Below are 23,114 nucleotides of genomic sequence, written 5' to 3'. Positions count from 1 at the left end.
ACCCCGGGAGTCTGGGGAAACGACTGATCACGCTGGGCTGCCGGGTCCTCGTCTATCGCGGTCGGTTCAGATTCGCCAGTACGGCGTTCGCCGCTCGTTCGCCCGACGTGGCTGCGTCGGCGAGCGACGGCAGATCGAGCTGGTAGTCGCCGGCGAGGTAGATGGGTCCGAGCGGATCACGCAACGTCGGAAGCGAGTTCCTCCGCCCGGGCGCCCAGAAGGGCACGACCCGGCGGTGACGTCGCACGATGCCCTCGCCCAGTTTCCCTTCCAGCTCGGGGAACACGGCGAGTAGGTCCTCGGCGAATCGCGCCACGATCTCCTCGTCGGGCAGGTCGAGCAAAGAGTCGGCCTGAGCCCCGCCGGCGAAACAAGCCAGGGCGCCACCCGGTTTACGCTCGCCGCCGCTCCGCATCGCCGCGGCGTGATTGAACATCGCCTGGAATGACAGTTGCGGCGTAGAGATGCCGAGGTGGTCGTCCCAGCGCTGCGGCCCGACTTCGTCGGTGAAGAATCCGACGATCACGTACCGCCCGTAGGTGATGTCGTTGAACGCGTTCCGGTGCTGCTGGGGAAGGTCCGGGATGATCCGCTCGGCAATGTCGGCGGGGGTGGTCACGATCGCGCGTTCGGCCCGCAGCCGCACCGGTCGGTCACCGTCGTGGTAGTCGACGACCACGCCGTCACCGTCCTGCCGCACCGAGTGCACCGCCGAGTTCAGCCGGATCCGGTCACCGAGATCCTCCGTCAGCACGTCGGTCAGCGTCTGGTTGCCACCCACCGGCAGCGAGAAGTTCGGGATCTTCTCCGGGTCGGCCAGCGCGAGGCCCACCGACGTGACGAACTGGGTGGCGGCCGTCTCCTCCACCTCGCATCCCATCCACTGCGCCGACCACGACCGGACGACAGCGGCGGCCAGCTCCGACCGGACTCCCGTGAGTAGGTACGACGCCAGCGTGGTGTCGAGCCTGGCGCGAACCCGTTGCGCGATCCGGCGCTGCGACTCCAGGAACGGCATCACCGCCAGGATGCGTGCACCGACCATGGCCATCCCGAGACGGTCCAGGATGGTCATCCGGGTGCGGAACATGAGCGCGACGGGATTCGAGGTGTCGATCACCCCGCCGTTCAGGTACAGCGCGACGCTCTTGCCTGCGAGCGAACCCATCTCGATGCCGTGCCGGTTGAGCGCATCGATCAGCGTGCCGGTGCCCTCGGTGAACTGGGTGCCGACATTGATCCAGTAGTCGCCCTGCCGCACGGTCTCGACTCGCCCGCCCGTGCGATCGGTGGACTCAAGCACAACCACGTCGATCTCCGGCGCCAGCGTGGTCGCCGCCGTCAAACCTGCCATTCCGGCGCCGACGACGACTACCTCGGTGGTCTCTTCGTGGCTCAAGCCGTGGCTGGAGCGTCGCTGCTGACCGCCTGGGCGTCGACGCACTTGTTGTGGGCGTCGAACGCCCGGTAGGCGCGGTAGTAGACGAACATCTGCAGGCCCCAGGTGGACAGGGCGAAGATGTAGAAGATCGTGTGCTCCGCGTCGTCGCCCGAGATGTGGACGAAGTCGTAGGTCGCGGCGATGACGAACCCGCAGGCGGTGGCCACGGCGGCCCACACAGCATGCCCACGCTCGCCGATGTTCCACAGGCGCTGGACGAAGTAGATCAGGAACATCGTGGTGAGCACGTTGGCCACGAGGTAGAAAATCTTGCCGGGGGTGCCGATCTCCTCAGCGAACTGGCTGAGGACGATGCCCACCACGGTCGCGAGAGCGAACGCACCGATGTCCACCGCCGCGGACGGCTTGTACCGGTGGGTGACCTTCATCAGTCCGAGCACCAGGATCAGCGTGATACCGATGGACCGGGAGAAGGCGTCCAGGAAGTATGCGGCGGCGTACATCGGGCTGTCGTGACCAGCCTCGACGAGGCCGTAGATCAGGAAGTTCGTACCCGACGTCGCGACGATGATCCACTCGATGCCGAGCAGATAGTTCTTGTAGTTCCGAAGGAACTTGATTCCGTAGGTGAATCCGACGGTGATCATCCAGATGTCCGCGGCCGCGAAGAGCAGTTCTCGGATGGACATGGCCTTCTCCTTGCGTGATGACATCAGCCGTTCGGATGAGCGATGAAGAATCCGAGCAACCGGGTCGGGGCGATTTGTTATTTCGTCAGGGCTGCCAGGCGGTCCGAGGCGCGATCGGCGAGCCAGCCTGCGTACAGGGCGGGGCCGCTGACGAAGCTGCGTCGGAAGTGCTTGCGGCCGTGCCAGATCGCCGCCAGATCGTCGTGCAGCGCCGCGCCGCTGATCCGATCTGCCAGCAGATGGCCCACGTACTGTGCCTGGGCGAAGCCGTGGCCGTTGCAGGCGAGCGAGTAGAGCACGTTGTCGGAGGCCTCGCCGGCGACGGGGAGCCACGTGGAGCTCATGCCGATCCAGCCACCCCAGGCCTGCTGTAGCGGGACGTCGCGCAGGCCTGGGAATCGCTCGTGGAATCCGCGGACGAGGTCGTCGGCGACGTGCTGGTCGGGGGTGCGGTCCGGGAGGGGGGTCCGGCCGGTCTGTAGGCGGCGGGTGCCGAACACGATGGTGCCCCGGGGGGTGAGGCGGTAGCTTTCGAGGATCATGTGCAGCGTGACCATCGGGGCGCGGCTGGTCCAGCCGATCTCGTCGAGTCGCTCGGGGGTGACGGGTTCCGTCTCGACCAGGGAGGTCCACACCGGGGTGGCGAGGTTCTTCGGCGCGATGGACAGGCCCGCGCTGTCGGCGTTCGTGGTCAGCAGTGCTTTGCGAGCCCGAACCCGTCCGTCCGGGGTGTCGACGGTGACCCCGCCGCCGGTGTCCGTGACGTCGCGGGCGGGGGTGTGCTCGTAGACGCGCACACCGGACGTGATCGTCGCGGCCCGCAGGCCGAGGACGAACTCACCCGGGTTGAGCGTGCCGCCGACGCCCTCGCGCACTCCGCCCAGGAAGCCGTCCGGAAGGCCCGCGGCACGACCCTCGACGAACTCGGCCGACGATCCGGCCTCGGCCAAGACCTTCGCGTTGCGGCGCGCGCGCCGCAGCTGCCCCTTGGACACCGCGGCCATCACGATGCCGGCCTGCTGGTAGCCGCAGTCGATCCCGTGGTGGGTGATGGCGTCCTCGGCGAAGTGCACCGCGTTCTCGGCGAACCGGTACAGGTGGCGCAATCGCTCAGCCTCGAGCAGTAGACCCAGCAGCTCCGGGTCGGCGGCGACCGAGTTCGTGATGTATCCGGCGTTGCGGGAGCTGGCGCCCCAGCCGAGGGTCTGTGCCTCGAGGAGGACCACGTCGACGCCCTTCTCGGCGAGGCGGAGGGCGGCCGACATGCCGCCCCCGCCGCCTCCGATCACCACGACATCGCAGTCGATGTCACCGGTCAGGGGTGGTGCGACGGTGGCGGGCGGTGGGGCCCAACCCGTCTCGTGGATCAGTTTCATGACGCTCGCTCCTTCCCGGCAGGGATGACCGCGGTGCCGCGAGCGCGCACCGCGACCAGCGGCGATTCGAGGACCTCGGACCGGCCGGAGTCGTCCGCCGCGCGGCAGATCACCCGGAGCTCGAAGTCGACCGTGCGGCTGCGGTTGCCTTTTTTCACCAACGTGGCCTCGGCCTCGACGACGTCGCCGCCGCGGACCGGGGCGAGGAACTCGACGGACGAGTAGCCGGCGAACAGGCCCTCGTGGCCGTCGATCTCGATCGACAGGTTCGTGCCGACGTCTCCGAACAACTTCAGGGCGAAGGCGCCGTCGACCAGATTGCCCGCGTAGTGCGCGTCGGAGAAGGCGACGTAGCGTCGGTGGACTGCCGTGCTCACGAGATCTCCTGATGGATCGGGCCCAGGTGGCGGGACTGTGCCTCGCCGTCGAGCTGGATGCCGGGGTAGCCGCGTTTGGCGATCTCGGTGCACATGCGGCGGTACTTGCCGACGCCGCCCACGTAGCCCATGAAGGTGTTGGGCTTGCCGGCGACGTTGGAGCCGCGGTACCACGAGTCGGTGGTGGCGTACAGGGTGGCAGCGACGGTCTCCTCGGTGATGTTCACCCAGTCGTTCTGGCCCTCGGCGGTGGCCTCGACGACGGTGGCGCCGCAGTCGCGGGTGTGCTCGAGCAGGTCTGCGATCCAGTCGACGGCCTGTTCGATGGTCATCACCACGTTGCTCGCCAGCGCGGGACTCTGCGGGCCCCCGACCATGAAGAAGTTGGGGAAGTCCGCGGTCATGATCCCGAGGTACGTGCGGACACCGTCGTGCCAGGCCTCCTGCAGTTTCCGGCCGGAGGCACCGGTGAGGTTCAGCCCGTACAGCGGGCCGGTGAAGGCGTCGAACCCGATGGCGAGCACCACGGCATCCGCCTCGTACGTCCCCGTCGAGGTGACGATTGCGTTCGTGGTCATCGTCTCGATCGGCTCGTCGCGCAGCGACACCAACGACACGTTGGGCCGGTTGAAGGTCTCGTAGTAGTCCGTTCCGAAGCAGCTGCGCTTGGCGCCTAGAGAGTGGTACTTGGGCACCAGCAGTTCGGCGGTGGCCGGATCCTTGACGATCTCCCGGATCTTGTTGTGGATGAATTCCGACGCGGTCCGGTTCGCCTCGACGTCGGTGAGCAGGTCGGCGAACTCGGCACCGACGCCGTTGAATCCACTGAGCTCGTAGGCCGCCTCGTAGCGCCGCTGACGCTCCTCGTCCGACACGTCGAAGGCCCTGTCGACCGCGGGACGATCGGGGATGCCTCCGGGGGAGTGCCGGCATTCCTCGCGGATCGTCGGGTAGTTGCTTTTGATGGAGTCGATCTGCGCTGGGGAGAGGTCGGTGTTGCGGGCCGGCATCACGTAATTCGGGGTACGTTGGAAGACCGTGACGTGCTCGGCGACCTGTGCGATCAGGGGGATGGCCTGCACGCCCGAGGATCCGGTGCCGATCACGGCGACACGCTTGCCGGCGAGGTCGTCGAGCGAGATGTTCCACCGGCTGGTGGACACCTGGAGACCGGTGAAGTTCTCGAGGCCCGGCACGTCGAAGTCCTTGGGGGTGGACAGACCGCCGGCGCCCGAGATCACGTAGCGGCTGCGGCGGGTCTCGCCGTTGTCCAGCTGCACCTCCCACAGCCGGTCGGCCGCGTTCCATCTCGCGCCGACCACGCGGGTATTGAACGTGAAGTGCCTGCGCAGGTCGAAGCGGTCGGCCACGTGGTTGATGTAACCGAGGATCTCGGCCTGCGGCGCGAATCGCTGACTCCACGTCCATTCCTGCTGGAGTGCCTCGTCGAACGAGTACGAGTAGTAGATGCTCTCGACGTCGCAGCGGGCCCCCGGGTAGGTGTTCCAGAACCAGGTGCCGCCGACGCTGCGGCCGGCTTCGAAACCGGAGAAGGTCCACCCGGCGGTGGTGAGCCGGTGGGAGAGGTAGAGCCCGGAGAATCCGGCGCCGACACCGATGACATCGACGACCGCGGTCGTCGAGGAGGGGGTGGGGTTCATGGCATGTGTCGCTTTCATCGAAACGGTCAAATGACTGGATCAAATGACTTAGAAGAAGTAGACCAGTGGTCCCGGTCACAGTCGAGGGGTGTGGCGAATGCAGCCGCGGTCGCTACATCGGAAAATCGGGTGCGTCGACGCCGACCACGCGGTCGCCGCAGAACACCCGGACGGACTCCCCGGGGGCGTGACCGCCGATTCCGGAAGTACCCCAGAAACTCTGGGCCGAGCCGTCGGCGAGATCGGCGATCTTGGCCCCGTTGACACGCACCTCACCCGCCAGCACCCGGGATCCGACCTCGATCGCGCGGTCCAGATCGCCGCCGAACACGTACGCGTCGAGACCCGAGGGGTCGGCGTTGGCAACGCGCAAAGCGTCCTCATCGGACTCCACGGCATGCAGACTGATCAGCGGCCCGAACAACTCGGCGGTCGCCACCGACGCGTCGACTCCCGACGCGACGGTGGGCGAAAGGAAGAACCCGTCGAGGGTGGGCAGCTTTGCGGGCTGATGGATGCTCGCACCGTGGGCCCGCAGCTCGTCGATCCGGCTCTGCAGCGTGGCGAAATGCGGGGCGTTCGAGATCGGACCCAGCTGCGTGTTCTCCTCGAGCGAGTGCCCGATGTCGATACGGGAGATCCGATCGAGCAGCGCGTCGAGCAGCGGCTCGACGAGACTCTTGTGCGCCAGCACCTTTCCGGGGCCCTCGCACCACTGACCGTTGAGCTTGGTCATCCCGTCCAGGATCGCGTCGGCGGCCACGTCGATGTCGGCGTCGTCCAGCACGAGGGCCGGGTTGTTGCCGCCGAGCTCGAGCTGGAGCACCTTGAAGTCTTCGGCCGCCGCGCGGGCGATCGCGCGGCCGGCGTTCGGGCCGCCGGTGAACGAGACGATTTTCACGCGGTGATCGCCGGTGAGTGCCGCGCCCACGTCGCCCGCGCCGTGGACGAGCTGCAGCGCACCGTCGGGCAGGCCGGCCTCGACGAAGCACTCGACGACGATCTGGGCGCTGCTCGGCGCGTACTCGGACGGTTTGAGGATGACGGGGCAGCCGGCGGCCAGCGCGCTCACCATCTTCGCGGCGGGGATGAAACTAGGGCCGTTCCACGGGGTGAGGATGGCTGCGGGGCCCCACGGAACCTTGTACAGCCGCACGTCGCGGCCCCCGGCCTCCAACGCCGTGCGACGCGGGATGGTGCGCAGGTCCGCCGCCGACGAGCGGATCCGGTGCGGAAGGAACTGCGCGACCATCCGAGCCTGTGCGATCGGGACGCCGCTGGTGAGAGCATCGGTCCGGGCGATGTCCTCGATCCGGGCCTCGACGACGTCGGCCGCACGCTCGATGACCGCCGCGCGTTCCTCGCTCGCCGCGTCATCCCAGCGTCGGAAGCCGTAGGACCGCTCGGCATGGCGCAGTGCGCGCTCCACATCGTCCGAGCTGGTGGTGACGGCGCGGTGGACGGGTTGGCCGGTGTTGGGATCGAGATTCCACGCCTCCGGGATCGTCCGGCACTCGGACCACTCGTCGGCGATGTAGTTGGTCGGCTGGGGCAGGTGCAGCTTCGACATCTGCGGCTTCCTTCGGTGCGTCGGTGGGGGCGGGGCCGGTGTGCTCACACGGTGAGGTCGGCGACGATGCGGGTCACCTCGCCCGACCCCATCGCCTCGAAGCCCTTGTCGATCTCGCGGAACGGGATCACGTCGGTGACCATTTCGTCGAGCAGCAGGCGGCCCTGCAGGTACAGACGGGCGAACTGGGTGATGTCCTCGCGGGCGTGGCCCGAGCCCATGTAGGAGCCGATGAGGCGCTTCTCCCCGAAGAAGAAGTCCGAGGCCGGCACCGTGAGGTCGGTGCCGTCGGGGGCGATGCCGACCAGGCATGCGGTGCCCGTGGCCCGCAGGACCGACAGTGCGGTAGCCGCGGTACGCGCGGAACCGACGGCCTCGAACGAATAGTCCACGCCGTCGCCGAGCGTCTTCCGGATCTCGGTGGCGACATCGACTGCGCCGTTCACCACGTGGGTGGCACCGTATGTACGGGCCGCCGCGAGCCGGGCATCGTCGAGATCCACGGCGACGATCGCCGAGGCACCGGCGAGCCGCGCCCCCTGGATGATGGCGGACCCGACATCGCCGCAGCCGATCACGGCCACGGTGGCGCCAGGGCGTACCTGCGCGCCGCGGAAGACGGCGCCGACGCCGGTGATGATGCAGCACGACAGCAGGCACCCGACGTGCAGCCCCACCTCGTCGGGCATTTTCACCAGCGCGTTCTCCCGCATCAGGGTGTGGCGGGAGAACGCGCCGACGTCGCCGAGCCGCTCGACGACTTGACCTCCCGGCAGCTGGAAAGCGGGGCGGGGCCGCTGCCGGATCTGCCGGACACGCTGGCACTGCGTCGAGTGCCCGGCCTGGCAGTTGCGGCACAACCCGCACGAGGGCGTGAGGGCACCGACGACGCGGTCGCCCGGACGCAACGAGGTCACCGCGGAGCCGACCGACTCGACGACGCCCGCCACCTCGTGCCCGACCACCACGGGCAGGTCGGCGCCCACGGTTCCGGTCATGTAGTGCAGGTCGCTGTGGCACAGGCCGACATTCGAGACCGCCAAGCGGACTTCGTTGGGCTCCGGGTCGTCGACCCGGATCTCGGTGAACTCCAGCGGTTCGTTCACCGCGGTGAGAAGTGCTGCTTCGGTGGTGATCATCATCGTCTCCGCTCTCGAGTGCTCTGTGCGGGCGCCGACGGCGCCGCGTTCTTCGATGTCCAGAAGCTCCCGATGCCCTCGGTGAAGGCGCCGGACTCCCAGGCCTGGCGGGCGGCGTCGTCTTCGCGGGCGAACGCGGCCTCGATGTCTTCCGGGCACGGCCGCAGCAGACCCAGATGCAGTGCGGTGATGCGAGGATCGCAGTTCCACTGCCGGATCACTTCGACCGCGCGGTCCAGCAATGTCTGCGGGGCCACGATCTCGTCGAGCAGCCCGATCCGCAGGGCTTCGTCCGCGCCGATCCGCTCGGAGCCGAGGATGATGCGCATCGCGTGGTTGCGTACCAGGCGGCCCATCAGGACGCTCGAGGCGTTCGAGATGATGATTCCGCGGTGGTTTTCCGGCTGGAAGTACTCGGCCTCGGGGGTGCCGATCCGCGAGTCGCAGCACAGGGTGACCTCCGAGGCGCCGCCGACCGCGATCCCGTTCACGGCCGCGATCACGGGAACCTTCGTCTCGAGAATTGCGCGGGTGATGTCGTGGAAAGTCGCGAAGGCCTCGCGAATCTCGTCGTAGCCGGTCGGCACGGTCTGCAGGTCCTCACCGGCGGAGAAAGCCCGCGCGGTGCCCGTGAGGACGATCCCGCGGACGAGCTCACCCGTTCCGAACCGGCGGATCGTCTGCGCGAGCAGCACCCGCGTGGCCACGGTCATCGCGTTCAGCTTCGCCGGGCGGTTCAGGGTGAGCACCGCGACGTCGTGGTCGAGGTGGGTGTCCAGGTAGTTGTCGGTCATGTCCGGTTCCTCAGTTGCCGTTGCCGGCGGTGCGCGGCGGCTGCAGGTCGTAGGTGGTGCCGGGATGCTCGGCGGACCGTGCCTGGAGCGCCGGCTTGGACACACGCTCGGACGGGGTGCGCGGAAGATCGGCGACGAACTCGACGTAGCGCGGAATCTTGAACCGCGCCAGTTGGGTTCGCGTGCCGCCGATGATTCGCTCTGCCGTCGCGCGGCTCTCTTCCACGCCGGGAGCCAGCTGCACAAAGGCCTTGACTTCCTCGCCGAACAGCTCGTCCGGGACGCCGACCACCGCCGCCGTGACGACGGTGTCGTCGCGTTCGAGGACGCGTTCGACCTCGGCGCTGGCGATGTTCTCCCCGCCGCGGCGGACCATGTCCTTGACCCGACCCACCAGGCGGTAGCCGTCCTCCTCGCGGACCGCGACATCGCCGGTGTGCAGCCAGCCGTCGCGCAGGACCTGCGCGGTGTCTTCGGGCCGGTTCCAGTAGCCGAGCATCATCGGTCGGCCGGAGGTGATCAGCTCACCGGATTCTCCCTCGGCAACCTCTCGGCCCTGCGGATCGACTATCCGGACCTGCTTGGTCGGAACCGGCCGCCCCAGCCGCCCACCGCCGACGTCCGCGGTGTCCTCGGGGAGGCTGACCAGGTCGACCCCGCTTTCGGTCATCCCGAAGATCTCCCGCCAGGGTGCGCCCCAACGCTGTTCGAGCTGCGCGTGCAGCGCGACGGGGATGGCCGAGCACAGCACGAGGCGCAGGTCGTTGTCCCGGTCCTGCGGGCTCGGCGGTTGCTTGAACAGCAGCGTGGGCATCGAGCCGAGCACGTAGCAGAACGTGGCCCGGTGTCGGCGGACGTCGGCCATGAAACCCGAGGTGGAGAATCGGGGGAGCACCACCAGCGGCGCGCCGATCGTGAGGCACAGCGAGGTGTTCCACTGCGGGTCCATGTAGGAGAACGGCTGCGAGGTGAGTGCTACGTCGTCGGCCCCCAGGTCCGCCGCGCTCGCGCAGACCCATCCCAGCCGGACCCAATAGTCGTGGGTCAGCATGCACGCCTTCGGGAATCCGGTGGTCCCCGAGGTGTACTGGAGGTTGGCGAGCGTCTCGCCGGAGATGGCGACCTGCGGCCGGTCGGCCGGATACTGCGCGAGCTCGTCACACGATGTGGCTTCGACGATCCGGACCTCGGTCAGATCGCCGTTCGCGGCGCGTACCTCTTCGGCGAGCGTGGTGTGGGCGGCGTCGGTGACCATCACCTGGGCGCCGGAGTCTCGGAGCACGAAGTCGAGGTCTGCGCGCTGATACGACGAGTTCACCGGCACCGCGACGCCGCCTGCCTTGAGGATCGCGAGCCAGGCGATGGGCCACTGCACCACGTTGGGCAGCATGATCGCGACACGGTCACCGACGTGGACGTCGTCCTTGTCGATCAGTCGGTGGGCCAGTCTGGACGTCCACTCATCGACCTCGCCGAAGGTCCAGGATTCGTCGCCGAACCGGAGAAACTCCCGGTCTGCGGAACGCTCAGCTCGAGTCGCGAGCAGGTCGACGAGGTTGCCGATCGGCGGGTCCTGCGCCATCCGGGTCAGGGTGGGCGCGCGTTCTGGTCGAACTGCTTCGACTCCGGTCATGGTCATCCTCTTCGGGCTGTCGGGTGTGATGCGGCGCTGATGCGGGGTGCAGCTTCCGAGCTCATGTCGTGAGGGCGCATCCGCGATGAGCGCGTGGCCTGGGACCCTCCGATCGCGGACGGCGCCGGACTGTGGGTTCCGTCATAGTGTAGAAGAACATGGTCATATGATCAAGACGAACGACTGTAAAAGATGTCGGGTGCCTCTTTTTGCTGGCCGGACCGGCCGGCACGGCTATTTCTTTCGGCCCCGCCGCGGCCCAGGTGATCACTACGCTGGTGAGACGGCTCCTGCTGGACTGACCCGCCCGATCGCCCCACTCTGGCCGAGCGTGCTCATTCGATCGTTCCCACTGCTCTTCGGGTGCGGGTCGCACCGAGAGGAGGCCGACGTCGATGGACGTGTAGTCGGCGCGCCCGAGCAGATCGGGCTGGTAGCGTCGGATTGACTTGATCATTCGTTCGTATTTGATTCGCCAGGAGGCACGAATGGCTCGCATTCCCGCCGCTGAACGTCGCGCCGAACTGGTGGCGGCGGCCGTGCGCATGATCGCCGCCCACGGGGTGGACGGCGCCACCACCCGCCGCATCGCACAGGAGGCAAACGCTCCGCTGGCCACGCTGCACTACTGCTTCGCCACGAAGGAGGCGCTGTTCGCGGCGGTCTTCGATCACGTCGCCAGTCGATACCGAGAAGTGCTGACGCACAACGATATCCGTGGCGATGTGGCGACCACCGCGCGCACTCTGTTGCGCGGCCTGCTGGAGTGGTACGTGGCGAATCCGGACTTCGGCGCGGCGATCGTCGAGCTGATCAGCTGGGCCCAACGTCAGGAGGACAACCAGGCCGAGATGGTGTACAACGAAGCATTCGCGACCATGCGGCCGATCCTCCAGGCCGCCGCGGCCGCTGCAGATCAGTCGGTCGACCCGAAAACCCTCGACGAACTGACCTACATCGTGTCCGTCTTGTCGGACGGATTCGCGCTGAACTGGCTGGTGTTCACCGACCGCACAGCGGCGGAGCCACAGATCGACGTGGTCCTCGGCGTGCTCGACGCCTGGATGGCCGCACACCTCGGCGAGGCCGCCGGTCCGCCGGTCCGGGCCTCGAAGACTTCGCCCGAGCAAACCGTGCGTGCGCTCGTGTCCTGGGTGAGTGTGGATTGATACCGCGCCGACCGAAGGACAACTGTCGGCCGCCATCTTTCGGTGGCGGCCGACAGTCTTTCCCGGGTCAGATCCGTTGGTTGCCCTCGGCGACGATCCAGCTCAGCGCCGGATCGTCGCGCTCCATCCACTCGGGGTGCCACTGGACACCGAGCACCGCCGAGCCCGGCAGCTCGACCGCTTCGACGACGCCGTCGGCCGTGCGCCCCGTGACCACCAGGCCGGTACCGCAGCGCTCGACCGCCTGGTGGTGCCACGAGTTGGTCACAGCGCTGGCGCCGAACAGTCGTTCCGCGATCGAGCCGGGCGCGAACGCCACCTTGTGGTCGTCGGCACCGTCGGTGAGCGGGCCCGAACCCGACAGGTGCTCGACGGAGCCGGGCGGAAGGTCTGCGATGAGCGTGCCGCCCAGGGCGACGTTCAGGATCTGCAGGCCCCGGCACACCCCGAGGACCGGGATGTCTCTGGCAAGTGCGGCATGCACGAGCGCGATCTCGTACGCGTCCCGGTCGGGGTCGTGGACCATCGGATCGTCCCGCGGATCCACCTCGCCGACCACCGACAGATCGCCACCCCAGCACGCGGGGTGAACGTCCTGGCCGCCGGTGACGACCACGCCCGCCAGCCAGTGGCACAGTGCCTCAGAGTCGGCATCGTAGGGCAGGTTCACCGGAATCCCACCGGCCCTGGCAATTCGGTCCGAGAAGTCGGACATGAAGGCGTCAGCGAACAGGTGACCGTAGCGCTGGTCCAGGCCGCCCACCAGCCCCAGCCGGAACCGCCGGCCGGTGATGCCGATCAGCGGCCGGACGGTGCCCGGTGTCGCGTTCCCCGCGCTCACGGGAACTCGAAGTATCGCGCCGACTCCCATTCGGAGAGCTCGGCGAACGGATCGCCGCCCGTGGTGTGGAACTGCATCCACTCCCAGCGGCGCGTGCCCACCCAGTAGTCGACGAACTCGTCCCCGAGCTGTTCGCGCAGGATCGGGTCCATCTCGAGAGCGGCGGCCGCCTTGGTGATGGTGTCCGGCAACCGCTCGAGGTCGGGCACACACCACGCCATGTCGGTGACCGGCTCGGGCGGCTCGATCGCGCCGTCGAGGCCGGCGATCACCCCGGCGAGAATGGCCGCGACCGCGAGGTACAGGTTCGCGTCGGCGCCGGGAACGCGGTACTCGAGGCGGGAGTACGCCGGGTGTCCGCACACCGCGCGCACCGCGGTGCTCTTGTTGCCGATGCCCCACGTGACCGTCGTGGGCGGCCCGCTCAGGTCCACCAGGCGGCGGTACGAGGTGATCTGCGGCAGCATGATCGACGTCGCACCCCGCATCGTCGCAAGGAGCCCGCCGACCGCATGCCGCATCGTCGACGACGGCCCGTCCGCGGCGTAGAACGCGTTGGTCTCGTCGCGCTGCAGGGACAGGTTGACGTGCGAGGCCTGGCCGTACCCGGCCGTCGGCTTGGCCATGAAGGTCACGGTGTGACCGAGTTCGAAGGCCACCTCGCGCATCACCTGCCGGGTGCGAGCCCAGGCATCGCAGACCGAGATCGGGTCACCGGGAATCAGGTTGAGTTCGACCTGGCCGGCCGCATCCTCGTCGCTCCACGCCTCCCACTCGATGCCGATCTCGCCGAGGCGACGGGAGACCGCCGACATGTAGTCGACCCAGTCCTTCGACTTCGCCAGGTGATACGCGGTCCCGGCGGAACCACCGAGCGGGGTCAGGTCGCGATATCCCTTGGCGCGGGCCTCGTGGATGGACTCCTCGAACAGGGTCGCCTCGATCTCCACCGCCACGGTGGCCGTGAAACCGCGTGTTGCGAGTCGGTCGACCAGCTTTCGGGCCAGATTTCGCGGACAGGTCCCGACCGGGGTGCCGTCCGCCTGCCAGTAGTCACCGATCACGGACTGCAGACCCGGTTCCCACTGCACCAGGGTCGACATGTCGGGCCGGAACTGCAGGTCGGCGAGGTGCCCACGCCAGTCGGGGTAGGCGAATCCGAACGTCGGCGCGTTGCCCAGGTCGAGACCGAACAGCAGATCGGCGAACGCGAAGCCCGAGGCCGCGCCCGCGGCGAACTTCTTGGGCGCCAAGCTCTTTCCGAGGAACGAGCCATCGTGATTGGTGGCCTCGAGACGGACCGTGTGGACGACGGCGTCGCGGTCCGTTGCGGTGGCGGCGATTTCAGACATCGTAACGAACCTTCCAGGATGCGGCGACCAGCACCGACAGCTGAGAGAGCGTGCCGCGCACGCCGATCAGACCGGTCGACAGGGCGGCGATCAGGTCGTCGGCGCCCGTGAAAATGCCGGCCAGCAGTTCCGGGGGGCCGGCGATCGCATAGTGGGTCTCGCCCTCGCCGACGACCAGCTGGGCCACACCGTCGGGGCCGTCGGCAATGGCGACGAGCACGTCGGGGATCCCCGGTATCGATCGGGCCGCGGCCCAGAACGTCTCCGCGGCGACCCGCCAGTCCGGTAGCGGCGGCGACAGCAGTGCCAGCGCCCTGGCGGGGAAATCACCGTCGCCTGCGACAACAGGCGCGCCGACGAGGGCGAGCCGCGCGTTCAGGTCGACGGTCAAAGCGAGGTCGGGCTCGACGAACACACCGCTCGACACCGCGACGACACCGTCCGAGATGCGGATCGTCGCAGCCTGCGGGGTGTCGTGGGAGCGGACGGCGACTGTGCCTGCCACCCCCGCCACCACGGCGTCCGCACCGTCCGCGCGGACGGAATCGGAGATGGTCCGACCGATCAGCCGGACGATCGGACTTGCATCGTCCTCGATCCGAATGTCGACCCCGCCGACCGCGTCGTCCCCGCGTGTCGCGGGGACGATCGTCGTTTCGGTCATCCTTCTGTCCTTTCGATTCGACGAGATCGTGTGCGCGGTACACCGTCGGCAGCGGATCCCGGTGGGAATGTGACCACTCATAGTCAAACGTCTTGGTCATCTGACTATGATGATGAGGCACAGATCACTTCTTGTCAAAGACCTGCGAGGTTCCCGAGATGAACGACAACGCACCCGCCTGGTGGAATCTGCTCGACGACGATGCCAAGGCCGCGGCCCGGATGATCACCCAGGTCCTGCGGAAACCCATCCGACAGCTGGGACCGGAGCGGACCCGGGCGCTCCTGAACACGGCTGCACCCGCCGAGCCGCTCACGCCGCTGGATCAGGTCCGACAACTGACCGTCCCGACCCGTGCAGGTACGATCCGGGCTCGCCTGTACCGCGCAGACAGTGCCGCTCCGAACGGTGGCAGGCCCGCCCTCGTCTACCTGCACGGCGGCGGTTTCGTCCTGGGCACCCTGGACGGAGCCGACAAGCTGTGCCGCGCGATCGCCGCCGGGTCCGGCTGGACCGTCCTATCCCTGGACTACCGCCTGGCCCCCGAAAACCCATACCCGGCAGCACTGGAAGACTGCATCGACGGTTACGGGTGGCTGACCCGGACAGCACCGGAGCTCGGCATCGATCCGGGGCGCCTCGCGGTCGGGGGCGACTCCGCGGGCGGCAATCTCGCCGCCGCCCTGTGCCTGTACCGACGCGACGAGCGCAGCCCCCTCCCGGTCACCCAAGTGCTCGCCTACCCCGCCGTCGACGGGACATTCACCGCGCCGTCGTGGTCGGACTTCGCCGACGCACCGCTGTTGAGCACCGCGGATGCGCGCTGGTGCTGGGACCAATACATCGGCCCGGAACACCGGATGGGCGACCACCTCGCGGCACCCCTGCGCGCCGAGTCGCTGCGCGGCCTGCCGCCCGCCCTCATCCTGACCGCAGAGGTCGACCCGATCCGGGACGACGCCGAGGCATACGCGGCACGGCTGCGGCGTGACGGCGTCCCCGTCTCGCTTACCAGGTATACCGGCGTCTTCCATGGCTTCTTCACCGAGATCGGCATGTTCGCGCAGACGAAACAGGCGATCGACGAGGTGTGCCTGTACCTGCACGAGATCGCGCGGACATAGCTCCGCACGGTTCTGCGCACTGTGGGCGGCGGACCTGCGCCCTACGCGCATCGGTATCGCACCTGCGCCGACTCGACGTCGGGGGCCTGCTGTTTGCGACGCATCACAACGTCACCAGAAAAATCCGAGCATTACGGAATACCATGAAATGCGAAACACATACCACCCGAAGACCAAACTCACGCCCAGCCCAGAGACAGCACCCGCCGCCGGCACATCAGAGCAGAGGTGGATACACCGACTCCCGCATCGATCCGGTAGGGGAGCGCCCGCACGCCTACGCGAACTCGAGCGCCCCCTCCACCGGCACCGGCACCCGCCGCGTGCCCGGCGACCCCAGCGCCGCCGCCAGATCCGACCCGTCGTGCTCGGCGAGCAACCCGCCCTCCGACCACACCAGCAGCGTCGCCCCGACCGTGTGCTCGGCCACCGAATGCGCCAGATCGTAGTGCGCACACGCCGGCACCCCGGCATACGTGATCCACAGGTCGTAGCCCGTCATGAACAGATCCAGGTCGAACTGCACGCTCAACCCGAGCAGCTCCGCCCGGCCGTTGTCGTCCACCCCGGCGAACGCCTCGTCCAGCGCCAGCAGCCGCGGCGCCTGCGGATCCGCCGAATCCAGCATCACATGCGCCGCCGCGAACAACGGCAGATGCAGCGACACCGACTGCTCACCCCCCGACAACGCCGAATGCCGCGCCACCGTCAGCCGGTCCTCCGCGCCGTCCGCCCCGATCAACCCGAACGCGAACACCCGCCACCGCCGGTAATCCAGCGTCGTCGCCAGGATCTCCGGATACGACCGCTCCGGATGCGCCGCCCGCTCCGCCCGGATCCGCGCCGCGAAATGCGCCCGGACGCTCGCCAGCTCCACCGGCCCCAGCGCCGAGACCTCCCGGTCCAGCAGCCGGCACACCGCCCGCGCCTGATCGTCGAGATGATCGGCCGGCACCCACCGCACCCCCACCGTCGTACCCGACGACATGCGCCGCTGCCGCATCTCCGCCCCCATCCGGGCAATGAGATCCCGCGCGTCCTCGGTGCGCTCGTGGATCTGCTGCGCCAGCCCCGCCAGCAGCGCATCCTCGAGGATGCGCCGCTCCGCGTCGGTCAGCAGTAGCTCCTGATCCCGCCGCGCCGCCGAGATCCGCACCGCGAACTCCGCCACCGACGAAAACCCCTGCTCGTCCTGCACCCGCACCACCGTCAACCCGTCCGGCGCGTCCCACTGCAGCCGATAGTCCTGACCGGCCGCCGCGAGCTGCCCGTCGAACTCCTGTAACGCCGACGTCAACGCCGACCGGGCCGCCTTGCGGGCACCGTCCCCGCCCTTGATCGTCGCCGTCGCCGCCGCCAGCGCCGCGTACAGCGCCCCCACCTCCGCGGGCACCGCAGGCACGTCCCCGCCCGCCCGGGCGAGCCGGTCCACCACCTGCTCCGGCGCCGGCCACGCCGCCGCCGACGGCCACCGCAGCTCCTCCGAGATTCCCAGCAGCGACAGCACGTCCGGCCGCGCATACGGCGCCAGCTGTGCGGCGTCGGCCCGCGTCTCGGTCAGCGCCGACCGCAGCGCCTGCTCCGCCGCGACGTGCGCCGCCTCCGCCTTCCCGAGCCGCTCGACCGCGTCGTCGTGCGCGCGGCGCGCGGCGCGCTGCTCCACCCGCGCCGCCTCGATCCGCTCGCGCGCCTGCGCGAGCTGCGCGTCGATCTGCTGCGCGTCGGCACCCAACGCCTCGCGCAGCGTCCCCAGCCGCTGCTGTTGCTGCCCCAGCGACTCCTCGGCCGTCACCGCCCGCTCGGCGGACTCCTCCGCCGCCAGCCGGGCGTCGTCGCGCCGCACCTGCGCCTCCCGCGCCCGCTCGGCCGCGGCGACGTGCTCACGCCGGGCGCGCAGCACCGCCTGGCCCTGCGACTCGAAGAACCGGATCGCCGCCGCCAGATGCTCGAGCTCGCGGGCCGTGTGCGGCGCCCGGTGCCGGGCCGCGACCGAGCGCACCCGCTGCTCCTTCACGGCGCACTCGGCGATCACCTGATCGAGGTCCCGGTCCGCCGCGGCCGCCGCCTCCCCGGCAGTGCGCAGCGCACCCGCGCACTCGCTGACCTTCCGCAGCGCCGCCAGCACCGCGCCGGTGCGCGGCACCGCCGCCGCGGCCCGCTCCAGCTGCGCGAGCCGTCCGTCGAGCTCCGCCCGCTCCGCCTCCGCGCCCGCCATCCGGTTCTGCGCCGCGGCGATCTCCGCGTCGAGCTCGGTCACCCGCAGGCGACGGCGACGGGCCCGCGCGGTGGCCCCGATGTACTCGACCTCCGCCTTCGTGTGCCGACCCAGCTGCACCCCCTGGCGGTAGCCGCCCCGCTCGTCGACGGCCGGGCCGGTCTCGTCCGTCACCGCATCCCGCACCGCGACGGACGCCAGCACCGCCCGCACCCGCTCGGCCGGCACCCCGGTGTCCGGCTCCACCACCAGCACGTCGGCCAACGTCCGGCCGGTGGGGCGCTGCGCCGGCGGCACCGGCATCAGCGCGACCGCCCCCGCGGGCACGTCCCCCGCACCGCCGCACACCCAGCCCGTCAGCAGGTTCGCCGCCTCCAGCGCGGCCTCGAGTCCCGCGGCCGCCTCCGCGCTCACGTCGTCCGCGAACCGCACCAGCCGCCACAGCGGCGCCCCCGACGGGTCCGACGACCCGGTCGGCCGCATCGGGAACGACGGGGGAGCGTCGTCGCGCTCGGCCTCGACCAGGTCCCGTTCGGCCCGCAACACCGCGATCCGCTCCCGCGCGTGCGTGATCTCCGCCTCCAGGCCGCGGCCGCGGAACCGCAACTCCTCGACCACCGGGGCCGTGCGCTCGGCCAGCGCCGCCGCCGGCGTCGCGGCCTCGTCGTCGCCGGCCGCCGCGATCGCCGCGGCCAGCGCCTCGACCAGCTCCTCCGGCAGGCCGAGCACCGACCACGTGTCCCGGTGACCGACCCACCACTCCCGCAACAGGTTCGACGCCTCCGCGCGGGCCAGCTCCACCACCGCGTCCGCCGTGGCCACCGCCGCCCGGGCCGACTCGAGCTGCGCCCGGCCCCGCTCGGCGGTCGTCTCGGCCCGCACCCGCGCCGCCGCCGCGCCCTCCGCGGCCGCCACCGCCGCCCGCACCGCCCGCACATCCGCGGCCCGCTCCTCCGCACACGCCGCCACCGTCGCCGCGATCTGCTCGCCCGGCGCGTCCTCGGCCGGCGGCGCCCACTCCACACCCGCATCCCGCGCCGCCGCGGCGAGTGCGTCCTCGGCGCGGCCCACCGCGGCCGCCGCGTCCGTCGCCGCGGCCGCGGCCCGCCGCGCCTCCTCGTCGCGCTGCGCCAGCTCCGCCCTCGCGCGCTGCGCCTGCTCCGCCTGCCCGGCCGTGGTGCGCTCGAGGTCCGCCACCACCTGCGCCAGATCGTCGAGCTGCTGCTTGCCCTCGTACGCGCTCGACCGCTGCAGCGCCTCGAGAGTCGCCCGGGCCTGCTCGAGGTCCCGCTCCGCGAGCTCGAGCCGCTCGTGGGCCTGCGCCCGCTCCGCGCCGGCCCGGTCGAACGCCGTCACCGACGCCGTCCACTCCGCACTCCCGCTCTCGACCGCCGCCAACCGCGCCCCGAGCCGGTCGACGTCGGCGCGGGCCTGCTGACCCAGGTAGGTCGCATACACCGCGACGAACCGCTGCGCCGCCTCGTCCGCCGCCGCCAGCGACTCCAGCGCGCGCGAGACCTCCTCCATGTCGGCGAACGACCGCGCCGCCTCGAGCACCAGCTGCTCGTCCAGCGGCCGCAACCCGTCGGTCAGCGCCTGCGATAACCCCTTCGGGTCCAGGTTCTTGGCCAGCTGCGGCCGGCGCAGCGTCAGGATCAGGTTGATCAGCTGGTCGTACCGCTCGATCCCGAGCCCGAACAACCGCGCATCGATCGCCGCCCGGTAGTCCACCGGCCGGTCCGTGACCGCGTCGGCCCCGACCTCCTCGATCAGCTGCCGTCGCGTCAGCGGGCGATCGGCCGCATCCAGCAGCGAGAAGTCCACACCGACCCGGCCGTCGACGACGAAATACCACCGCGTGACCTTGTCGTTGCCGCGCGCCGCCCGCATCCCGACCCCCACGGTCACCGCCTCCGGATCGTCCCGGCGGCCGCGGCAGAACTCCATCCACACATACGAATACGCGCTGTCCTGCCCCTGGTACAGCAGGTTGGACCGCATCGTGCGCTCCTCGCCGGCGAACGGGTTCAGCCGCCGCGGCTCGATACGCCCGTCGAACACGAACGGGAACAGCACCTCGAGCGCCTTGGTCTTGCCCGACCCGTTGGGCCCGCGCAGCACCAGCCGGCCGTCCGCGAACGAGAACTCCTGGTCCCGGTAGTCCCACAGATTGATGATCCCGGCACGTGTCGGCCGGAAACGGGCACTGCTCACGACATCTCCGCTTCGTTCGAATCCTCACCGGCCGGCGCGAGGCGCGGGTCGCGTTCGCGCACCGTCACCACCACTCCCCGGAACCGGGCCAGCGCCGGCAACGCCAGCACCCCACCCGGCACCCGTGCCACCAACCGTTGCCGCTGCAACAACGTCACCGCCGCCTCCAGCAGGCCCGCCGGGTCGGCCTGCCACTGCGCGGCGAAGGTACGGCCGAACTCGTCGACCAGCCTCGCCGCCGTCTCCGCCAGCCAGCTGTCCTCGACCAGCGGATGCGTCGGCGCCGGCTGCTGCGCCGGTGTCGTGTCCGCCGGCCCGGCGCCGGCATCACCGGCCAGCGACGCGAACACCCCGGCCGCCGGAATCGCCGCGTCCAGTCCCGCCTCGAGTTCCGCCTCCGCATCCGCCGGCCTCGGCAACCGCACCGGCACCGACTCCGGATCCGACACCCGCGCGCAGATCTCCCCGGCCAGCAACAACGCCACCTGCGGAACCGTTCCCACCCCCGGGAACCGCAGATCCGACATCCGCCCCGACGAATCCACCAGCGCGACGCCCTCCGCGCGCCGCTCGGCCACCAGCCCCGTCAGCAGCTCGATCCCCGCGGTCGTCCGTGGCAGCGCCAGCTGCAGCCGCGCGTCGTCGTCGAGTTCCTCGGCGTACACCACCGGTCGCTGCACCAGCGCCCGCCGTACCCGCCGTGCCACCTCGGCGGTGTCCGCGATCCGGTCCCCGTCGCGGCCGTCACCGGCGGCGAGCAGGCCCCGCACCGAGCGCAGGTGCTGTAGCGCGCGCGGCGGCCGGAACAGCGCCGCCACCACGGGCCGGTCGATGTCGTAGAGCGCCTCACCCCGGTCCGGATCCGACACCCAGCCGCCGGCGTCGCCGTCCGCCAGCGTTATCGCCCCCCGCGCGGCGAGCCACGCCACCGCGTCGACGAACGCGTCCCGGTCGGTCGCACGCTCGGTGGCCAGCTCCACCCCGGGCACCTGGCCGGCCTCGGACGCGACCTGCTCGGCCAGTTCCGACAGCGTGATCTGCCCGCCGGCGCGTCCCAGCGCCGCCAGCGCCAGCGCCAGGTAGGCGTACCGGCGACGGTCGAAGGGCCGGTCGGTGACCGTGCGCGCGCCGCCCCCGGGATCGAGCCGGTCCGCGACGGTGAACAACCGCGCGGTCGTCTCGGTCACCTCCAGCCGGTATCCGAACAACTCGAGCAGGTCCTCCCGCAGCTCCGTCGCCCACCGGCGCAGCAGCGGCAGCGCGGCCCGGTCCGGGTACTGCGCGGTCACCAGATGGTGCGACAGGATCAGGCGCGCCGCCCGCTGGTACGAATCCCGGTCGAGCGGCGAGATCCGCCGGGCCCTCACTGCACGCTCACCCGCAGCCCGTCCAGATGCAGCCGGCCCCGCGCCGTGCGTACCACCGTGCCCTCCGCGGCCGGGCTCAACGTCAGCCGCACCCCGTTCTGCGTGCCCGTCGCCCCCGGCACGGTGCCGCTGACCGGAACGCGCGCCGACAGTGCCGCGTCGAGCAGGCTCAACAGCACCTCGGTCTCCGGCTCGGACAACTCCCGCTCGTCCACGCCGCCCGCCGCCAGGGATCGCGCCGCCTCGGCCCGCGCCCGCTGCGCCGCCAGCTGCCGCTCCCGCAACCGCCGGATCCCGGATTCGTTGCGCTGCACCCGCGCCGGCGCCCCCGCCGACGGGGTGCGCCCGGTCTCGGCCAGCGTCCGGGCGATCGGGACGGGTGCCGCTTCCCACCACGACGTCGTGACCGGGATCGTCTCCGGGTCGGGATGCACGGCGGAGAAGTGACGCGGGCGGCCCAGGTCGAACACCGCTCCGAACAGCGCGTGCGCCGACTCCTCGCTCGGCGCGGCCGCGAACCAGCCGGCCAGGTGCCGCAGCTGCGACTCGCGGCTCACCCCGCCGCGCCGGGTCTCCGTCACCCGGCGCAGCAGCGCCAGCACCGCCGCGATCGCGCTCATCGTGCCCTCCCGCAACCGCTCCGACTCGCTCGGCACGTCCCCGGCGCCGACGAACCACCGCTCGAGGCCGCGCCATCGGGCTCGCCAGTCCGCCTGCCGTTCGGGTGCGGGCAGCAGCACCCGCTCGTCGTGCGCGGCGGCGAACCCCAGCATGCGGTCGATCCCCGTCTCCTGCACCCGTGCCAGCGCGGCCGCCAGCTTCGGTGCGTAGCGGGCCAGGTCCGTGCTGAACTCGCGCATGTGCGCCAGCACCGCATCCTTGTGCGCCAGGAACGACTCGGGCGTGACCTCGGTGGTGCGCACCAGGTCACCGAGCATCAGATAGAACCCCGCGGCCCGCTCGGCCATGTCCGACAACGTCGTGTCCAGCCGCGACAGCTTGCGATAGATGAGCTCTCCGTCCCCGGCCGCGTTCGCGGCCGCCAGCTCGGTCAGGTCGGCCAGCAGATCCGCCAGCGCGAGACGCGACAGCGACGCGTCCTCGCCGCGCGCCCGCAGCACATCCTCCACGGCCCGGAAGGCGTGATAACCGGCCCGGCCGAACTGATACACGTAGTGCCGGTTGCGGTACTCGGCCAGCGACGCCGCCCGGGTGCCGTCGTAGCTGCGCTCGAGCACACCCCAGGCGTGCAGCTGCTCGAGCAGCGGTGCGAGGTCCTGGGCCGACAGCGCCGCCGCCGGATCCGCCGAGCCGGTCCGCTCGAGGATCGCCGCGACCTCGGCGGCGTGCAGCAGCACCACGTAGTTGGCGCGGGCGAGGTCGAAAGCACGCAGCACCCAGAGGTATTCGGCCCGCTTCTCGGCCGTCGCGAACGAGAACAACCGGAGCCGGTCGTGCTGCACCCCGGCCCCCGGATCGGTGGGCCCGGCGGGCGGCTGCGTTTCGTTCACCGTGACAGGGTAGGCG

17 protein-coding genes are annotated in these 23,114 nt (G+C 70.3%); 2 read left to right on the top strand and 15 right to left on the bottom strand.

Annotated elements, in window-relative coordinates:
* Positions 1-52 precede the first annotated feature (52 nt).
* The 9 genes from JYA75_RS18255 to JYA75_RS18215 all read right to left on the bottom strand — a co-directional run bounded on the left by JYA75_RS18255 (position 53) and on the right by JYA75_RS18215 (position 10,641).
* Positions 53-1,399: an NAD(P)/FAD-dependent oxidoreductase gene (locus JYA75_RS18255; protein WP_144415024.1), complete on the bottom strand. Its 1,347-nt coding sequence runs from the start codon at positions 1,397-1,399 to the stop codon at positions 53-55.
* Positions 1,396-2,091: a hypothetical protein gene (locus JYA75_RS18250; RefSeq protein WP_050036361.1), complete on the bottom strand. Its 696-nt coding sequence runs from the start codon at positions 2,089-2,091 to the stop codon at positions 1,396-1,398. The genes JYA75_RS18255 and JYA75_RS18250 overlap by 4 nt, the downstream gene beginning before the upstream one ends.
* A gap of 77 nt (positions 2,092-2,168) precedes the next feature.
* The gene (locus tag JYA75_RS18245; protein ID WP_185712753.1) at positions 2,169-3,467 is read right to left on the bottom strand and encodes an FAD-binding oxidoreductase; all 1,299 of its coding nucleotides are present in this window, start codon (positions 3,465-3,467) and stop codon (positions 2,169-2,171) included.
* Complete coding sequence (locus JYA75_RS18240) at positions 3,464-3,844, bottom strand: hotdog domain-containing protein (protein ID WP_050035242.1); 381 nt, start codon at positions 3,842-3,844, stop codon at positions 3,464-3,466. Before JYA75_RS18240 ends, JYA75_RS18245 begins: the two co-directional genes overlap by 4 nt.
* Complete coding sequence (locus JYA75_RS18235; RefSeq protein WP_050035243.1) at positions 3,841-5,505, bottom strand: NAD(P)/FAD-dependent oxidoreductase; 1,665 nt, start codon at positions 5,503-5,505, stop codon at positions 3,841-3,843. Before JYA75_RS18235 ends, JYA75_RS18240 begins: the two co-directional genes overlap by 4 nt.
* 112 nt (positions 5,506-5,617) lie before the next feature.
* The gene (locus tag JYA75_RS18230; protein ID WP_050035244.1) at positions 5,618-7,075 is read right to left on the bottom strand and encodes an aldehyde dehydrogenase family protein; all 1,458 of its coding nucleotides are present in this window, start codon (positions 7,073-7,075) and stop codon (positions 5,618-5,620) included.
* Positions 7,076-7,119: 44 nt separating this feature from the next.
* Positions 7,120-8,214, bottom strand: a complete 1,095-nt coding sequence (locus JYA75_RS18225) for a Zn-dependent alcohol dehydrogenase (RefSeq protein WP_185713474.1) — start codon at positions 8,212-8,214, stop codon at positions 7,120-7,122.
* Positions 8,214-9,008, bottom strand: coding sequence for an enoyl-CoA hydratase/isomerase family protein (locus JYA75_RS18220; RefSeq protein ID WP_050035246.1), 795 nt, complete (start codon positions 9,006-9,008; stop codon positions 8,214-8,216). The genes JYA75_RS18225 and JYA75_RS18220 overlap by 1 nt, the downstream gene beginning before the upstream one ends.
* Before the next feature lie 10 nt (positions 9,009-9,018).
* The gene (locus JYA75_RS18215) at positions 9,019-10,641 is read right to left on the bottom strand and encodes an AMP-binding protein (protein WP_231772830.1); all 1,623 of its coding nucleotides are present in this window, start codon (positions 10,639-10,641) and stop codon (positions 9,019-9,021) included.
* Between the two features lie 488 nt (positions 10,642-11,129).
* On the opposite strand from JYA75_RS18215, the gene JYA75_RS18210 reads away from it, so the two are divergent.
* Entirely contained in the window at positions 11,130-11,810 is a 681-nt protein-coding gene (locus tag JYA75_RS18210; RefSeq protein WP_050035249.1) for a TetR/AcrR family transcriptional regulator, read from the top strand.
* A gap of 67 nt (positions 11,811-11,877) precedes the next feature.
* On the opposite strand, the gene JYA75_RS18205 is transcribed toward JYA75_RS18210, so the two are convergent.
* From JYA75_RS18205 to JYA75_RS18195, 3 genes are read right to left on the bottom strand one after another with little or no spacing between them, the layout of a single operon-like run.
* A complete protein-coding gene (locus JYA75_RS18205; protein ID WP_050035250.1) occupies positions 11,878-12,651 on the bottom strand; it encodes a gamma-glutamyl-gamma-aminobutyrate hydrolase family protein in 774 nt (257 codons plus the stop codon).
* Complete coding sequence (locus JYA75_RS18200) at positions 12,648-14,003, bottom strand: glutamine synthetase (protein WP_050035251.1); 1,356 nt, start codon at positions 14,001-14,003, stop codon at positions 12,648-12,650. Before JYA75_RS18200 ends, JYA75_RS18205 begins: the two co-directional genes overlap by 4 nt.
* Positions 13,996-14,667, bottom strand: a complete 672-nt coding sequence (locus tag JYA75_RS18195) for a hypothetical protein (protein ID WP_050035252.1) — start codon at positions 14,665-14,667, stop codon at positions 13,996-13,998. Before JYA75_RS18195 ends, JYA75_RS18200 begins: the two co-directional genes overlap by 8 nt.
* A 158-nt stretch (positions 14,668-14,825) precedes the next feature.
* Here JYA75_RS18195 and JYA75_RS18190 point away from each other — a divergent pair, with 158 nt between their 5' ends.
* Positions 14,826-15,791 carry an alpha/beta hydrolase gene (locus JYA75_RS18190; protein WP_185712755.1) on the top strand — a complete coding sequence of 322 codons (966 nt, stop codon included), beginning with the start codon at positions 14,826-14,828 and terminating at the stop codon, positions 15,789-15,791.
* 277 nt (positions 15,792-16,068) lie between these two features.
* Here JYA75_RS18190 and JYA75_RS18185 read toward each other — a convergent pair whose 3' ends face one another.
* Genes JYA75_RS18185 through JYA75_RS18175 form a run of 3 tightly spaced genes read right to left on the bottom strand, consistent with a single transcriptional unit; the run spans position 16,069 to position 23,050 of the window.
* On the bottom strand, positions 16,069-20,220 hold the full coding sequence (locus tag JYA75_RS18185; RefSeq protein WP_006939366.1) for a TIGR02680 family protein: 4,152 nt from the start codon (positions 20,218-20,220) through the stop codon (positions 16,069-16,071).
* A complete protein-coding gene (locus JYA75_RS18180) occupies positions 20,217-21,587 on the bottom strand; it encodes a DUF2398 family protein (RefSeq protein WP_006939367.1) in 1,371 nt (456 codons plus the stop codon). Before JYA75_RS18180 ends, JYA75_RS18185 begins: the two co-directional genes overlap by 4 nt.
* The gene (locus JYA75_RS18175) at positions 21,584-23,050 is read right to left on the bottom strand and encodes a TIGR02677 family protein (RefSeq protein ID WP_185713475.1); all 1,467 of its coding nucleotides are present in this window, start codon (positions 23,048-23,050) and stop codon (positions 21,584-21,586) included. The genes JYA75_RS18180 and JYA75_RS18175 overlap by 4 nt, the downstream gene beginning before the upstream one ends.
* Positions 23,051-23,114: the final 64 nt, after the last annotated feature.

It is taken from the genome of Rhodococcus sp. PSBB066, assembly GCF_017068255.1.
GTDB classification, from domain to species: Bacteria; Actinomycetota; Actinomycetes; order Mycobacteriales; family Mycobacteriaceae; genus Rhodococcus; species Rhodococcus aetherivorans.
This window is presented reverse-complemented; position numbering and strand designations above follow the sequence as displayed.

Bases quoted from the DNA above. Each gene is read 5' to 3' on its own strand.
- JYA75_RS18250 (WP_050036361.1), bottom strand. From the start codon at position 2,091: ATGTCCATCCGAGAACTGCTCTTCGCGGCCGCGGACATCTGGATGATC.
- JYA75_RS18245 (WP_185712753.1), bottom strand. From the start codon at position 3,467: ATGAAACTGATCCACGAGACGGGTTGGGCCCCACCGCCCGCCACCGTC.
- JYA75_RS18235 (WP_050035243.1), bottom strand. From the start codon at position 5,505: ATGAACCCCACCCCCTCCTCGACGACCGCGGTCGTCGATGTCATCGGT.
- JYA75_RS18230 (WP_050035244.1), bottom strand. From the start codon at position 7,075: ATGTCGAAGCTGCACCTGCCCCAGCCGACCAACTACATCGCCGACGAG.
- JYA75_RS18225 (WP_185713474.1), bottom strand. From the start codon at position 8,214: ATGATCACCACCGAAGCAGCACTTCTCACCGCGGTGAACGAACCGCTG.
- JYA75_RS18220 (WP_050035246.1), bottom strand. From the start codon at position 9,008: ATGACCGACAACTACCTGGACACCCACCTCGACCACGACGTCGCGGTG.
- JYA75_RS18215 (WP_231772830.1), bottom strand. From the start codon at position 10,641: ATGACCGGAGTCGAAGCAGTTCGACCAGAACGCGCGCCCACCCTGACC.
- JYA75_RS18210 (WP_050035249.1), top strand. From the start codon at position 11,130: ATGGCTCGCATTCCCGCCGCTGAACGTCGCGCCGAACTGGTGGCGGCG.
- JYA75_RS18200 (WP_050035251.1), bottom strand. From the start codon at position 14,003: ATGTCTGAAATCGCCGCCACCGCAACGGACCGCGACGCCGTCGTCCAC.
- JYA75_RS18195 (WP_050035252.1), bottom strand. From the start codon at position 14,667: ATGACCGAAACGACGATCGTCCCCGCGACACGCGGGGACGACGCGGTC.
- JYA75_RS18190 (WP_185712755.1), top strand. From the start codon at position 14,826: ATGAACGACAACGCACCCGCCTGGTGGAATCTGCTCGACGACGATGCC.